Consider the following 13,538-nt stretch of genomic DNA (forward strand, 5'->3'; position numbering starts at 1 on the left):
TAGGGTTCGCGTCGTTTTCACCCTACAAACTCAAAGCAGATCATAGAGATAAGTCTAACCATGAAATTACTGACTAAACCTTCTGTATTGTGTGTATCCACTCTTCTCGCGCTGTCTTCCTTTTGTGCCCTGGCCGGTACCGTTACCACCAACGGCCCAGACTTAGTGGTTAATACCGACAATGGCGGCCTGGAATTACACACTGCTGACGACGCCTTCGCCTTTAAGTTTTCCGGTAAAATTCAGCTCGACGCTACCCGTTTTGATGGTCTGGCTGCCGCCAGCGAAAACAAGCCCTTTGCCAGCACCACCGACGCCTTTGTACGCCGTGGCCAACTGAAATTTGAAGGCACCGCCTTTAGCGACTGGAATTACGGCCTGCGTCTTAATTTTGATGGCAACGAAGACGGCACCGACGTTGACTGGGTATGGCTGCAATACAACGGTTTTGATTTTGCCAATATCACCGTTGGTAAATACCGCGTTTATTATGGCCTTGAAGGCGCTACCAGCTCGTCTTGGATAACCGGTATGGAACGCCCGGCCATGTACGATTTTCTGGCCGGCAGTGACGATACCAACTTTGGCATTCGCGCCATGCACGCCGGCGACAACTACAGCCTGAGCGCACAGATTGCCACCAACGGCGATAAGCCAGATGACGGTAATAACGACATCTACGGCTACACCTTGCGTGCCACCTACGCACCGATTTTAGAGCCTGACCAAATTCTGCATTTGGGCGTCGACTACCACGATGCCAACCCCAGCGATAACGAAACCAAGTTGCAGTCCCGCTTTGGTATTCGCTCCGATGCTGATGACAAAATGCGCTTTGCCGATATCGACAACACCACCAGCGACAACGAATATGTGCTGGAAGCCGGTTACCAGCTAAAAGGTTTGCGCCTGCAAAGTGAGTATTTCAAACGCAAAACCCACGGCTATAACGACGAAGACTACGCCAGCTCAGATATCGACGGTTACTACGGCCAAATTTCATACCTGTTTGGTGCTAGCCGTAAATACGACGTGGCCAAAGGTCGCTGGAAAAAACCAACCAACTTCAACAGTTACGAAGTTTTTGCTCGCTACGAGTCCATTGACATTAATGCCAACGAAGCCGCGACCAAGAAAAACATCGATAACAACGTTGACGGCGTGGAAGCCGCGGTGCGCGGCGCCAAACACACCACCAACGAATTTACCGTTGGCGTGAACTACTTTGTGAACGAGAGCATTCGTACTTCCCTGAACTACATCACTTACCGCGTCAGCAACATCGATACTTCTGCCGATATTGATGGTTACGCTGTTAAAAATGATTCCAAAGCCGTGGTGGCTCGTCTGCAATACGTCTTTTAAGGAGCCCCAAAGATGATGCGCTCAGTACTGACGCTCACTACCGCCGCCGCTTTGCTGGCCAGCTTTGCTAGCTGGTCAGCACCGGCACCAGCATGGGCCGCAGGCGCCAATGTGGCAGTTGCCATCGCCGCCCTGCACCCCACACAACCGAGCCTGGGTTACAAAGAAGTCGCCTACAAGGTAAACCGCTACAAGCTCGACGCCCATAAGCGCTTTGATGTGTTCTGTGAAGATGCCGGGCAACAAGGGGTAGCCACCTACAACAGCGATTCGTCCCTGCACGACTTAAGCAGTTTTCGCTGCAAAGCGCCGGTTGGCAGCCACCCGCACGATATGAAAACGGCGGTAATAGCGCCTAACGGCCAGCTTTACCTCACCGATGGTCATCATACCTATGCCAGCTTTGCCGAACTTGCCGGCAGCGACACCAAGGTCTTCGTGCATATCACCGATGACTTTCGCCAGTTGCCAAGCATGAGCGCCTTCTGGCAGCAAATGCAAAAACGCCACCTGGTGTGGCTGCAAAATGGCGCCGGTAACACCCTTTCCCCGCAAGCGCTGCCGCAGCACTTGGGGTTGAAATATCTCACCGACGACCCTTACCGGTCATTGGTGTATTTCACCAAGAAAGTGGCTTACCAAAAACCCCATAACGCACCGCCGTTTTTGGAGTTCTATTGGGGGCAGTGGCTGGCTAAGCAGCTGCCTCTCAAACAAGGCATGGTCGACAGTAAATACGCCTACAAAGATACCGTCGAAAAAGCGGCCAAGTTAATGGTAAACGTGGGTAAAAACACCGTTATTGCCCACACCGCCATTGGCCCAACAACGGCCAAGCAAATGGGGGCACTTACACGCATCAACAAAAAGGCGCTTGGCAAGTTAGTCTCGGCTAGGGGCAAACTCAGCTACGCTTTTTACTAAAATAACGGCCCACAGCAGTGGGCTTTTTTTTGGCCGCTTGCCAAGCTTGCTTTACTGGTTGTACCAGTCTAACGTGATGGGGCCTCACTCAATACAGGACTTAACAATGACGGATTTGGTTACCACAACAGTCAAGGACGGCGTCATGGTTGTTAGCCTCAACCGCGTCGACAAGAAAAATGCCTTAACCCAGGCGATGTACGACGGCCTAACAGCCGCCTTAAATGCCGCCTCAGCGCAAAACGAGGTAAAGGTGTTGCTGCTTGCCGGCAGTAACGAGGTGTTTTGCGCCGGTAACGATCTGGAAGATTTTCTGACCTTAAAAGAGCTGAGCCAAGACAGCCCTATTCTGCGTTTTCTCACCACCCTGGTGCGCTTTAAAAAGCCGCTGCTGGCGGCCGTTGCTGGCCCGGCGGTAGGGGTGGGCACCACGGTACTGCTGCATTGCGACTTAGTGGTCGCTGACAGCCAAAGCCGCTTTCAGTTGCCCTTTGTCGCGCTTGGGCTGTGCGCTGAAGCAGGTTCATCGCTATTGCTGGCAGAGCGCGTTGGCCAGGCCAAAGCCAACGAGTGGCTGCTAACCGGCAAACCCTTTAGCGCCGCCGAAGCCTTGCAATATGGGCTGATTAACCAAGTGGTGGACGGCCAGGTTGTTGAAACCGGCTTGGCTATTGCCAAACAACTGGCCACCTTGCCGTCGGGCGCCATGATGGCAACCAAGGCGCTTATCCGCCAGCCACACCAAGCCAAGGCTGAAAAAGCCATATTCGACGAGGCAGAGCAGTTTGTAAAACTGCTACAAGGTGATGAATGCAAAGCCGCCATTAAAGCCTTCTTCAGCCGGCGCTAGGGCGCCGGGTAGGCCTAACCAGTAGCCAAATCACCACAATAGGCACCCACAGCGGGATAGCAACAAAGGCCAGCCCGAAAAAGACACTCAGGGCAATAAAGGCCAATAGCACAACAACCCCAACCAGGGTGCCACCTACCGCCAACAATGCCACCAGTAGCGCCAGGCCTGCCACGGCTACACCCGCTAAGGGGTTGGCCGAATGCCACTGCCAATCATCACCATTGAAGGTAATGAAACTGTGATGCCAGTGGCTGCCAAAGGCAAAGTACAACCAGGCAGCCACCAGCAACAATAAGATCAGTGATTTCTTTCCCATTGTCCCTCCAGGTAAGGTTTCACTGGCATCAGCCAAACGGCAACGAAGTACAACACCAAAGTGGTAACGGGCGAGATCAACAAGGCAATAAAGGCCGCCAGTCTTACCCAGCCACGGTCAACGCCGATAACTGGTGCCAAACCGGCACAAACACCAAACAGCAACTTATTGCTTTTATCTCTAAACCAACGGTTACGCATTTTTGACTCCAACCAAGGTCACCAGGGCACCGCCTAAAACCACAACCGCGGGCGGCACCATCCAAACAACCAACAGGGCACTCAAACTCAACATTATTTGTCGTCCTTATCCGTAGACGGCGATACATCTTGTGCCTGTTTTTCAGGCTCGGCTTGCGGTTGGTCTGTTGGCATTAACGCCGACACCGCTTCATCAAATTTTTTGCTTAGCTCATCGCCCAGTTTGGTTTGGATGCTATCGAGCGCTTTACTGCTCTGTTCAATCACCAGGTTACTCAAGGTGGTGGTGATATCTTCTTCTTGGGCGAATGCAGGTGCAGACAACATAACAACACCGGCCAACACTGCGATTTTCAGGGTTTTCATGGCCTACTCCATGTGTGGGTTATCAAGTACACAGGAGCTATTACAAGGGCCGTGCCAATCCGTGATAAATTTTTATCTAATTGATTAATAAAGAAATAAAAAAGGCCATCGCAATGATGGCCTTGTTAAAAAGCAATGGAGTGATGAAATACGCCACCTTAATTGGCGAAATTCACCACTTAGTCAACGTGGTATTCGGTTAATGCTAGTGCCGCTTCAAATACTTCCAAGCCAGCGCCATTCTTGTGGGCATTTTCCGACAAATAGCGGCGCCAGCGGCGGCCGCCGGTTTGGCCGTTAAACAACCCCAACATATGCCGGCTGATATGGTTCAGGCGGGCCCCCTTGCTAAGCTCGGCTTCTATATAAGGGAACATGGCTTCAGCCACAGCGCGGCGGCTGGGTATTTCCTCGGTGCTGCCATAAAGCGCACTATCCACCTCGGCTAGCAAATAGGGGTTTTGATAGGCTTCGCGCCCCACCATCACCGAATCAATCTGTGCAAGGTGCCCTTTCATTTCATCCAGGGTTTTAATGCCGCCGTTAATACCGATGTGTAGCGCCGGAAAATCCTTTTTAAGCTGATAAACCCGCGGGTAATCCAAAGGCGGTATTTCGCGGTTTTCTTTGGGGCTTAACCCGTTTAGCCAGGCTTTACGGGCATGCACAATAAAAGTGTTGCAGCCGGCGCGACTGACCTTGTCGACAAAATCGACCAAAAAATCGTAGCTGTCGAAATCATCAATACCAATACGGCTTTTTACCGTCACCGGAATAGCCACCGCATCTTGCATCGCTTTTACGCAGTCAGCCACCAGCTGCGGCTCCGCCATCAGGCAGGCACCAAAACGGCCATTTTGTACCCGGTCGGACGGGCAACCGACATTCAGGTTCACCTCGTCATAACCCCGGCTTTCAGCCAGCTTGGCGCAATGGGCCAAATCGGCCGGATTGGAGCCCCCCAGTTGCAACGCCAGCGGATACTCTTGTTCGCTAAACGCCAGATAGTCGCCTTTGCCATGAATAATGGCGCCAGTGGTCACCATTTCGGTATAAAGCAGGGCATGGCGGCTGAGCAGCCGGGCAAAGACCCGGTAGTGCCGATCAGTCCAGTCCAGCATGGGGGCAACGGAGAAGGTTCTATCCAGCATGGTGCACTCACATCAAAGGGGCGCAAAGTTTACTCAATGGCTGATGTTGGGGCAAATGGCGAACAGCCAACAAGCGATTTTCATCCTCAAAACCTTGTGTTAAATTTACCCTTCACAGGAGATGGCATGCCTCCTTTAACCGCCGTTCTCGGCTGATGATGCCTGTGCTAACCCCGGACGGGTTCACAGGATAGTTGTGCCCGTCCTAATGACATTAGGACAATCCATGTTTCAATCAATCCTTGCCATAGCCATCGGCGCTACCCTCGGCGCGACGGCGAGATGGTCTCTGGGCCTGGCGCTTAACAGCGTTTTCCCTACCCTGCCCTTGGGTACCCTTGTTGCCAATTATCTCGGTGCTTACCTAATGGGTTTGGCCATGGCGTTCTTTGCCGTTTTCACCACCGTTCAGCCCGAATGGCGCCTACTTGCCATGACCGGCTTCTTAGGTAGCTTGACCACCTTTTCTACCTTCTCGGCAGAAACCGTGACCTTGCTGCGCGACGGCCAATGGCAGTGGGGTATGGCCAGCATCGGTTTGCATGTGCTCGGTTCTTTGCTGATGACCACGCTTGGGCTCTTTACTTTTTCCCTTTTTAAAAACCACTAGGAGGCCGTTATGCAAGGCTACAAAGTGACCTTTTTCACCGAGCAAGACCGCAAACATAAAGGCCAGATGATCGCTGACTGGCTGTTGGCGCAAGCCAAAGAAGTGGGCGTTTCCGGTGCCACCGTTATCGTTGCTGAAGAAGGCTTTGGCCGTGAGGGTAAACTGCATTCAGCGCACTTTTTTGAACTCGCGGATGTACCGGTGGAAGTCACCATGGTGGTGAGTGACGCTAACAAAGACAAACTCATCGATAAGGTAAAGGAAGCCGGTCTCGGGATTTTCTACGTTATTAACCCGGTTGAATACGGCACCCTTTAACTGCACATCCCTGCCATTAAAAAAGCGGCCCAGGCCGCTTTTTTATGCTTCTAAAGAAATGTGCATAGAACCACATTTTCAATATATCCCCACCGTTAAAGCCTGTATTTATTAACAGCAAAAAAGCTCTGCTTCTTATTTATAGCAATATAAAAAATATAAAATTCAATAAGTTAAAAACCAAAACTAATAGAAGACAACCTAAATAAAAGATGACTACACTAAAGACAATTCGATAGAACACACGCCCACGGCTCTTTTACATCACCTGCGAGATAACAGCCTGGTTATGGCATCAAGCCTTAATAATTTGGCGCTACTGTCGATGACATTGCCCTAGTTTGGGCCTTAGTTGCTGCAGACATAACAAGGATAAGGATATGTCCCAACTGCACAGTAATCTCGTCGGTTCTTCACAGACCTTTCAGCACACCCTTAAACGCCTTCACCGCTTAGCAGGCATTGATGCCACCGTGCTTATTACCGGCGAAAGCGGCACCGGTAAAGAGCTGGCCGCCCGGGCCCTGCATTATCTTGGTCAGCAAAGTGAAAAGCCCTTTATTCCGGTCAACTGCGGCGCACTGTCTGACACCTTGTTAGAAAGTGAACTCTTTGGCCATGAAAGAGGCGCGTTTACCGATGCCAAACAGTCTTACCAAGGCTTGGTAGGGGAAGCACAAGGTGGCACCTTGTTTATGGACGAAGTCGATACCCTCAGCCCCAAAGCGCAGGCGGCGTTACTGCGTTTTTTGCAGGAAAAAACATATCGGCGAGTGGGCGGCCAAGGCCAGCAACAAGCAGAACTGAGGATCCTAGTCGCCTCCAATGCAGACTTATCCCGCTTGGTGCAAAAAGGCGTGTTCCGGCAAGACTTGCTCTATCGCCTTAACGTGTTGAATCTCAACATGCCGCCACTTCGTCAGCGCGGTAATGATGCCATCGAGCTGGCCCAACATTATGTCAAACGCTTGCAAGTGCAATATCAAGAACCACATCGCCACCTGCACAGCACCGCCCTTGCCTTTATCCGCCAATACCACTGGCCTGGTAACGTTCGAGAACTCCATAGCCTGTTATTGCGTGAGTTTTTACTGTGTGAAACAAACGAAATGCACTGTGAAGAAAGCCGCCATTTGCTGGCTGATAACGCCACAGCAACCAATGAGCCAGCCGACTTTAAAGCCGCGAAGGCACAAGCCGTGGCCGCCTTTGAGCGCAACTACGTGGCTAAATTGCTGAACCAAACCGGCGGCAATATCAGCCAAGCCGCCAGGCTGGCTGGCCAAGACCGCAGCGCCTTTGGAAAATTGGTGCGTAAATATGGCCTAAGAACCCAGGAAGACACTTTATCCCCTTGAAATAAGCGCTTTAACCTGACCTGCGTTGACCCTAAACCACTTTTTGTTAACGCTTGCCCCAGACACTGCCCCTGTGCAATCTGACAGGTAGCTGCAGTTACGCGCAGTCAAGAGGACCAATGAACGATTCAGACCGCATAGAGCACATTAGCGCCGCCATTTTAGCGTATTTAGCCATCAGGCCTCAGGCCGCCGATACCGTAGAAGGGGTGCACCAGTGGTGGGTAAACTGGGCGGGCCAAGAGGCGCCAATTCATTTAACCGAACAAGCCCTGGAGACACTCGCCGAGCAAGGCAAACTGCAATTTAAGGATGTAGCAGGCAAGCGGATTTGGCGAAAGGCCTAACGCCTTAACCGTATTAATAAGGTAACTAGGCCAAATCTATTATTTGAAGGTGTTTTCACACCCGCTCATTCATCTTGGTGATGCTTCCATTTTGCATTGAGAGACTGCTGAGTTCTGGGGGATAACGGTTGCTGGTCTCCTCTATTTCTCGCTTTATTTGTCGGTACCTGATGGAAATCACCAAAATTGTGAGAGTGCACTTCAAATTTATCGCCGCTGAATTTATTCCTCAGTTGCATCACCTCCAATCCAGGTTTTGGCACCAAGGTACGTTCAACCAACAGGTGTTTAGGCTTTACCCTTACTCTTCTCTCGTCACTGGTTGAGATAATTTTACCCTGCTTATTCGTTGCCGAAGACAAGGTATCCCTTCTTTGCTTTTCCATAAAATGGAACTCCATATCGGCATAGAGCCGCCGTCAAAAACAATAAATTAATACTCAAAGCTTCGACCCTCAATTCGTCAAAAAGTACCCACGATGAGGTTATTTTTACCCTCACATGTAACTCGCTGAATCATCTGCGTTATCCCGTTTGTTCCCCTGAAACAGTAGGTAAATAAAATCCTAGCCGCTGCCAACAAAAAACCATAAAAACATTGAATTTCAAATGGTTAAAAACTGGCACAACAGTTGATACAGGTTCACCACAGCGCGCCGTGAGCTTGGTTGCCCGGCGTCTGACAGGAACACGGTAATCAGGTTCGGCCTGACGGGTACAAACAGTGCCAAGGCAGGCCGGTATGGATTTTCACGCTGAAGGAATACCAATACCGCTATGTTGGGAAGCATACAGGACAGGCTGACGCGGGTTCGTCCACCGCGCGTGCGCATCACCTATGACGTTGAAACCGGTGGCGCGCTTGAGAAAAAGGAACTGCCTTTTGTGGTGGGCATCATGGCGCAGTTGGGCAGCGATGCCCAAATGTCACAGTTGCCGCCAATCAAAGAGCGCAAATTCAACGAAATTGACCGTGACAGCTTTAACAGCATCATGGCCACCATCGCCCCAGAAGTGGCGGTAGGTTCGCTGCCAAACGCCATGGCGGACGATCCAAAAGCTACCCTGGGTGTGCCGCCACTGGTGTTTAAAAAAATGGATGACTTTGACCCTGTGGCCATCATCCGTCAGGTAGCGCCCATGGCAACGCTCTACAGTGGCCGGGGCAATATTCGCTTTTTGCAATCAAAAGCCGAGATCTCTGGCACCCTTGCCCGCTATCTCGACACCGTGTGCGGCTTTGATGAAGGTGACGACACCAGCTGTAGCGACGCCCGCCAAGCCTTATTGGACCAATTTAAAGATGTCACGCCAGCCGAAGACGACCCGCAAAAGCCGCTGCCACTCGCCGAGCGCTGGGCCAGTGCCTACAAAGCGGTGGAGTTAAGCGACTCGCTTAAAGAACTGTTTGCGCAATTGGGCCTGGAAGACAGCGCCGCTGACACCATGAAAGTGTTGCTTGGGCAATTTAGCAAAGACGTGGTTTCGCCCCTTGCTCAAACCATTAGCAGCAAAGACTTCGTTGCCAGCGAGCAAGACAAGCTCAAGGGCGCTGCCGCCCGGATTGACGACCAGGTCGCCGAAATAGACCGGCTTTTAGGATTGCAGCTAGATGTCATCATGCATGATGACGATTTTCAAAAGCTCGAATCCACCTGGCGCGGCCTGTCTTATTTGGTGTCTCGCACCGAAACCGGCGCCATGCTGAAGCTGAAAATACTCAATGCCTCAGCCAAAGATCTGCTGGCCGACCTCACCAAAGCGGTGGAGTTTGACCAAAGCGGCCTCTTTAAAATGATCTACGAAGACGGCTACGGCATCTATGGCGGTATGCCGTATAGCGTGTTGATTGGTGCTTACGAATTTGGCCGTCACCCCAATGACATGACACTACTGGGCAAACTGGCAGAAGTGGCAGCCGCCAGCCACGCCCCATTTATTGCCGCCGCCTATGCCAAGCTGTTCGACCTGGAAAGCTTTGAAAGCCTGGCTAAACCGCGCGATCTGCAAAAGATCTTTGAAAGCGTTGAGCTGGCCAGTTGGAGCGAATTTCGTAAAAGCGAAGACTCACGCTATGTCACCTTAACGCTGCCAAGGGTTTTGCTGCGGCTGCCCTATGGGCCAGACACCCAGCCGTGCGATGGCCTTAACTACCGTGAGATTGTCGGTAAAGAAAAGCTCAGCGACGCTGAAGTCAACGGTAAAAAAGCCACCCAACTGGTGCCCGATGCCAGCCTGTTTTTATGGGGCAACCCGGCTTTTGTATTGGCCGAACGTATCACCAACGCCTTTGCCATTTACGGCTGGACCGCAGCTATCCGCGGTGTGGAAGGGGGTGGCTTGGTGGGCGGCCTGCCGGTTTTCAGTTACGACTCTGACGAAGGCGACGTGCAAATGGTCTGCCCCACCCAAGTTGCGATTACCGACCGGCGGGAAAAGGAGCTTAACGATTTGGGCTTTATGGCCATCTGCCACTGCAAAGGCACCAGCCAGGCAGCCTTCTTTGGTGGCCAAACCACCAACCTGCCTAAGAAGTACCTATCAGACCTTGCCAACAGCAATGCCCAAATTTCAGCCATGTTGCCGTACATCATGGCGGCCTCGCGCTTTGCCCATTACATCAAGGTGATCATGCGCGAAAAGGTCGGTGCCTTTATGACCCGCGGCAATGTCGAGTCCTACCTCAATACCTGGATCTCTCAGTACGTGCTGCTGGACGAAAACGCCGCGCAAGTGATGAAAGCCGCCTACCCCCTCAGCGCCGCCTCGGTCACCGTCACCGACGTGCCTGGCCGGCCCGGCGTTTACAAAGCCACGTTATTCCTGCGGCCGCACTTCCAGCTAGAGGAACTGACAACGTCCATCCGCCTGGTAGCCGAGTTACCAGCCTGATCACAGTGAAGGATATTGAAAATGGATCTTGTATTACTGCAGCCCGGCGACACCAGTATCGTCGGCACCAACAGCTGGGCCACGGGTGGCTCGCTTATCGGCAAGGACCCGTGGGGCTCAACCGCCCTTGATGAAGGCCTCAGTGGCTTTGGTTTTGACCCCGAGCACTGTATTGAGCTGGTGTCCATTCACCAGGGCATGAAACAGCAGATGACCACCGATGTCTCCAACTCCGCCCGCACCTCGGGGCGGCCCATCATCACCGAGTTCACCTGCGTCAAATACGTGGACCAGTCGTCGGTCAAGCTCTATGACCTTTGCCTGCGGGCCAAACCCATGGATACCGACAAAGCCAAACCCACGTCGTTGTTTGTGCTGCGTAACTCCGGCGACAACATGGTCAACATCATCTCGATGCAGCTAAGGCTGGCGATGATCAGCGAGATCCAGTTCCAGACCAACCCCGACGACATGCCCACTGAGCAGTTCAAGCTCAGCTTCACCGAAGTGTTGTGGAAATACACGGTCCAAAAGGCCGACACCACACCAGGCGGCGTGATCCCGGCGGGCTGGAGCTTGGCTCGCAACAGACCCATCAGCAAGTTCACCGATTAGGCCTGGCCATGGCGTTTTTGCTGGACAGGTTACTGGCAGCCCAGGAACAAGCCCTGGGCCGCCAGAGCCTGACCGAAAAAGAGCAAGTGTTACGCCAGCTTAACTGGCTCGTCAGCAGCCGTGAATGGCTGGCGGTCAGCAAAGGCCAATACCTGGTGGATGTGGCTATGCCAGAACCGGTGTCGATGAACAGCCAGCAGCAAGTGGCCTTCTATGCCGAGCGGCTTATCCGCCTGATTGAACATTACGAACCCAGGCTCACCGAGCTTGAGGTGCAATTGCAGCCCACCGGGCGGCCACTGAGTCCTTTTCGGGTGCAAATTAGCGCCCGGTTAGTGACACAGCAAACACCTGAAAGGTTGTTCTTCGACAGTTTGAAGCCTTAACAGCAAGGGGTAACCAGCATGGAAAGCGGTACTGTTTTTCACGATTACTTTGAAGCAGAGCTGAGCCAACTGCGCTCACAGGCTGCTGATTTTGGTCGTGATTTCCCTGCTGCCGCCAAAGCGCTGGCGCTCAGCAAAGGCCGCTCTGCCGACCCGCAGGTAGAGCTACTGCTGCAATCTTTTGCTTACTTAACCGGGCGGCTACGCCATCAGCTCGACCAAGATGCGGCGCTATTGCCCAATGCCTTAATGGCCCAGCTTTACCCGCATTTAGAAGCGCCCATTCCCAGCTTGGCCATCAGCCAGCTAACGGTGGGCGGCGGTTTGGATCCGAAAAGCGGCAACCAGTTAAGCCGTGGCCGTGAATGCTATGCCCAAACCAAAGATCAACAGGGCCGCGATGTGCGTTGCCGCATGAGCAGCTGTTACGACACGCCGCTGGTTCCAGTAGAAATCATTGATATAAAACAGGTTTCCCCAACCGCCTACGAGCAGCTCAGTGACGACCGCTCGGTTAATGCGGTTATCAGCATTCGTTTGAAAGCCACCGGCCTTAATGCCTTGGGGTCGCTTGGGATCACCCGCCTGCGCTTTTGTATCAATAGCGAACATAACCACTGCTGGGGATTTTACGACCTACTGGCACTGCAACTGACCGGTATTGCCACGGTACCTGCCGGCGGTGAAGCCCTTTGCCGGCAAGGGCCAAACACCCTGCGCTGGCTGGGGTTTGACGACGACGAAGCGGCGCTGGCTACCGACATGGTGACGCACCCGGGTTATCGCTTGGTGCAGGAGTATTTCGCCTTTCCCGAGAAATTTCTGTTTTTTGACATCGACCAGCTGTGCCTGGAAGGCCCCCATGACGAATTCGAACTGCTGCTGCTATTGCAGGGGGGCATTGATAAAAAGCTCAGCCCTGACCCCGACCTGCTGCGGCTTAATTGTGTACCCATGGTCAATCTGTTCCCGCAGCGCCTAGAGCCGGTGTCACTGGACCAAGCGCATTTTGAATACCGACTCAGCGGCGACCATGCCAACCACCGCTTTTTAGAGGTTTACAAGCTGTTGTCGCTGCAGGCCACCCGGCCCAACGAGCCGCCGCGGCCAGTGGTGCCCTATTTTTCTATCGACGGTATGGGCGATTTAGAAGAGCACGACTATTTCTACACCACCCGCCGGGTTGATAGCCCATTGCGGCGGGTGCCGGGCACCGAGCTTTATGTGTCTTTTATCGACATGGCCTTTAGCGCCCAAAAGCCCAACAACGAAACCTTAACCGGCCGGGCACTATGCACCAACCGGCGCCTGGCAGAGCACTTGCGGGTGGGCGACCGGCTGTTTTTAGAAGGCCCGGGCCCGGTGAAATACATTCACGTGGCCAGTAAGCCAACCCCACATCAGCCGCCGGTGCTGCTGGGCAGCCAGCCTTGGGCGCTTGTTTCGCAGTTATTGCTTAACCACCTGTCATTAAGTAACGACCAGTACGGCCCCAGCGCCCTTAAAAGCATGCTTCGGCTGCATTTGGGCCACGCCAGCTTAATGGGCACCAAGCAAATTGATGCCATTACCCGGCTGCAAATCGCCCCCATAGTGCGGCCTATTACGCAAGAAGGGCGGCGGGTACTGATGGAAGGGCTGCACATCACCCTCACCATCGACAGAAAGCATTTTGAAGGCGCCAGCCCGGTGCTTTTTGCTGAGGTGTTACGGCGATTTTTCGCGCTCTACGCCAGCGTCAATACCCTGACCGAATTAAGCCTGGAAACCCACGACACGAAAGGGAAGCTAAAAACATGGCCACCTATGGTTGGTTCACAGATCGTCCTTTAAGCGA

16 protein-coding genes and 1 riboswitch are annotated in these 13,538 nt (G+C 52.9%); of the genes, 11 read left to right on the forward strand and 5 right to left on the reverse strand.

Annotated features, from left to right (window positions below):
• The first annotated feature begins 60 nt into the window (after positions 1-60).
• The 3 genes from DW350_RS15345 to DW350_RS15355 all read left to right on the forward strand — a co-directional run bounded on the left by DW350_RS15345 (position 61) and on the right by DW350_RS15355 (position 3,139).
• Positions 61-1,365: an OprO/OprP family phosphate-selective porin gene (locus DW350_RS15345; RefSeq protein ID WP_115719774.1), complete on the forward strand. Its 1,305-nt coding sequence runs from the start codon at positions 61-63 to the stop codon at positions 1,363-1,365.
• A gap of 12 nt (positions 1,366-1,377) precedes the next feature.
• Entirely contained in the window at positions 1,378-2,289 is a 912-nt protein-coding gene (locus DW350_RS15350; RefSeq protein WP_115719775.1) for a ParB/Srx family N-terminal domain-containing protein, read from the forward strand.
• A gap of 106 nt (positions 2,290-2,395) precedes the next feature.
• A complete protein-coding gene (locus DW350_RS15355; protein ID WP_115719776.1) occupies positions 2,396-3,139 on the forward strand; it encodes an enoyl-CoA hydratase-related protein in 744 nt (247 codons plus the stop codon).
• On the opposite strand, the gene DW350_RS15360 is transcribed toward DW350_RS15355, so the two are convergent.
• The 4 genes from DW350_RS15360 to dusA form a co-directional block, all read right to left on the reverse strand.
• Positions 3,126-3,458: a hypothetical protein gene (locus tag DW350_RS15360; RefSeq protein ID WP_115719777.1), complete on the reverse strand. Its 333-nt coding sequence runs from the start codon at positions 3,456-3,458 to the stop codon at positions 3,126-3,128. The genes DW350_RS15355 and DW350_RS15360 overlap by 14 nt on opposite strands.
• Entirely contained in the window at positions 3,440-3,658 is a 219-nt protein-coding gene (locus tag DW350_RS15365; RefSeq protein WP_115719778.1) for a PspC domain-containing protein, read from the reverse strand. Before DW350_RS15365 ends, DW350_RS15360 begins: the two co-directional genes overlap by 19 nt.
• 93 nt (positions 3,659-3,751) lie before the next feature.
• Positions 3,752-4,024 carry a hypothetical protein gene (locus DW350_RS15370; protein ID WP_115719779.1) on the reverse strand — a complete coding sequence of 91 codons (273 nt, stop codon included), beginning with the start codon at positions 4,022-4,024 and terminating at the stop codon, positions 3,752-3,754.
• 179 nt (positions 4,025-4,203) lie between these two features.
• Entirely contained in the window at positions 4,204-5,175 is a 972-nt protein-coding gene (gene dusA / locus DW350_RS15375; RefSeq protein ID WP_115719780.1) for a tRNA dihydrouridine(20/20a) synthase DusA, read from the reverse strand.
• Between the two features lie 108 nt (positions 5,176-5,283).
• Positions 5,284-5,347: riboswitch (Fluoride riboswitch) on the forward strand.
• A gap of 54 nt (positions 5,348-5,401) precedes the next feature.
• Here dusA and crcB point away from each other — a divergent pair.
• From crcB to DW350_RS15395, 4 genes are all read left to right on the forward strand, one after another.
• Entirely contained in the window at positions 5,402-5,785 is a 384-nt protein-coding gene (gene crcB, locus DW350_RS15380) for a fluoride efflux transporter CrcB (RefSeq protein ID WP_115719781.1), read from the forward strand.
• Between the two features lie 9 nt (positions 5,786-5,794).
• A complete protein-coding gene (locus tag DW350_RS15385) occupies positions 5,795-6,103 on the forward strand; it encodes a DUF190 domain-containing protein (protein ID WP_115719782.1) in 309 nt (102 codons plus the stop codon).
• A 380-nt stretch (positions 6,104-6,483) separates the two neighbouring features.
• Complete coding sequence (locus tag DW350_RS15390; RefSeq protein WP_115719783.1) at positions 6,484-7,461, forward strand: sigma 54-interacting transcriptional regulator; 978 nt, start codon at positions 6,484-6,486, stop codon at positions 7,459-7,461.
• Positions 7,462-7,580: 119 nt separating this feature from the next.
• A complete protein-coding gene (locus DW350_RS15395; protein WP_115719784.1) occupies positions 7,581-7,808 on the forward strand; it encodes a hypothetical protein in 228 nt (75 codons plus the stop codon).
• Between the two features lie 65 nt (positions 7,809-7,873).
• Here the strand turns inward: DW350_RS15395 and DW350_RS15400 are convergent, their stop codons facing one another.
• Positions 7,874-8,194 carry a hypothetical protein gene (locus DW350_RS15400; protein ID WP_115719785.1) on the reverse strand — a complete coding sequence of 107 codons (321 nt, stop codon included), beginning with the start codon at positions 8,192-8,194 and terminating at the stop codon, positions 7,874-7,876.
• Positions 8,195-8,585: 391 nt separating this feature from the next.
• On the opposite strand from DW350_RS15400, the gene tssC reads away from it, so the two are divergent.
• From tssC to tssF, 4 genes are read left to right on the forward strand one after another with little or no spacing between them, the layout of a single operon-like run.
• Positions 8,586-10,700, forward strand: a complete 2,115-nt coding sequence (tssC, locus tag DW350_RS15405; protein ID WP_115719786.1) for a type VI secretion system contractile sheath large subunit — start codon at positions 8,586-8,588, stop codon at positions 10,698-10,700.
• 21 nt (positions 10,701-10,721) lie between these two features.
• On the forward strand, positions 10,722-11,315 hold the full coding sequence (locus DW350_RS15410; protein ID WP_115719787.1) for an Hcp family type VI secretion system effector: 594 nt from the start codon (positions 10,722-10,724) through the stop codon (positions 11,313-11,315).
• Between the two features lie 8 nt (positions 11,316-11,323).
• Positions 11,324-11,701 carry a GPW/gp25 family protein gene (locus DW350_RS15415; RefSeq protein ID WP_115719788.1) on the forward strand — a complete coding sequence of 126 codons (378 nt, stop codon included), beginning with the start codon at positions 11,324-11,326 and terminating at the stop codon, positions 11,699-11,701.
• A gap of 18 nt (positions 11,702-11,719) precedes the next feature.
• A complete protein-coding gene (gene tssF, locus DW350_RS15420) occupies positions 11,720-13,534 on the forward strand; it encodes a type VI secretion system baseplate subunit TssF (protein ID WP_115719789.1) in 1,815 nt (604 codons plus the stop codon).
• The last annotated feature ends 4 nt before the right edge of the window (positions 13,535-13,538 follow it).

The sequence above is a fragment of the Gallaecimonas mangrovi genome (assembly GCF_003367375.1).
Classification (GTDB): Bacteria; Pseudomonadota; Gammaproteobacteria; order Enterobacterales; family Gallaecimonadaceae; genus Gallaecimonas; species Gallaecimonas mangrovi.

What these genes read in the sequence shown, in the direction of transcription:
- DW350_RS15345 (WP_115719774.1), top strand. Translation starts at nt 61, where the DNA reads ATGAAATTACTGACTAAACCTTCTGTATTGTGTGTATCCACTCTTCTC.
- DW350_RS15350 (WP_115719775.1), top strand. Translation starts at nt 1,378, where the DNA reads ATGATGCGCTCAGTACTGACGCTCACTACCGCCGCCGCTTTGCTGGCC.
- DW350_RS15355 (WP_115719776.1), top strand. Translation starts at nt 2,396, where the DNA reads ATGACGGATTTGGTTACCACAACAGTCAAGGACGGCGTCATGGTTGTT.
- DW350_RS15360 (WP_115719777.1), bottom strand. Translation starts at nt 3,458, where the DNA reads ATGGGAAAGAAATCACTGATCTTATTGTTGCTGGTGGCTGCCTGGTTG.
- DW350_RS15365 (WP_115719778.1), bottom strand. Translation starts at nt 3,658, where the DNA reads ATGCGTAACCGTTGGTTTAGAGATAAAAGCAATAAGTTGCTGTTTGGT.
- DW350_RS15370 (WP_115719779.1), bottom strand. Translation starts at nt 4,024, where the DNA reads ATGAAAACCCTGAAAATCGCAGTGTTGGCCGGTGTTGTTATGTTGTCT.
- dusA (WP_115719780.1), bottom strand. Translation starts at nt 5,175, where the DNA reads ATGCTGGATAGAACCTTCTCCGTTGCCCCCATGCTGGACTGGACTGAT.
- crcB (WP_115719781.1), top strand. Translation starts at nt 5,402, where the DNA reads ATGTTTCAATCAATCCTTGCCATAGCCATCGGCGCTACCCTCGGCGCG.
- DW350_RS15385 (WP_115719782.1), top strand. Translation starts at nt 5,795, where the DNA reads ATGCAAGGCTACAAAGTGACCTTTTTCACCGAGCAAGACCGCAAACAT.
- DW350_RS15390 (WP_115719783.1), top strand. Translation starts at nt 6,484, where the DNA reads ATGTCCCAACTGCACAGTAATCTCGTCGGTTCTTCACAGACCTTTCAG.
- DW350_RS15395 (WP_115719784.1), top strand. Translation starts at nt 7,581, where the DNA reads ATGAACGATTCAGACCGCATAGAGCACATTAGCGCCGCCATTTTAGCG.
- DW350_RS15400 (WP_115719785.1), bottom strand. Translation starts at nt 8,194, where the DNA reads ATGGAAAAGCAAAGAAGGGATACCTTGTCTTCGGCAACGAATAAGCAG.
- tssC (WP_115719786.1), top strand. Translation starts at nt 8,586, where the DNA reads ATGTTGGGAAGCATACAGGACAGGCTGACGCGGGTTCGTCCACCGCGC.
- DW350_RS15410 (WP_115719787.1), top strand. Translation starts at nt 10,722, where the DNA reads ATGGATCTTGTATTACTGCAGCCCGGCGACACCAGTATCGTCGGCACC.
- DW350_RS15415 (WP_115719788.1), top strand. Translation starts at nt 11,324, where the DNA reads ATGGCGTTTTTGCTGGACAGGTTACTGGCAGCCCAGGAACAAGCCCTG.
- tssF (WP_115719789.1), top strand. Translation starts at nt 11,720, where the DNA reads ATGGAAAGCGGTACTGTTTTTCACGATTACTTTGAAGCAGAGCTGAGC.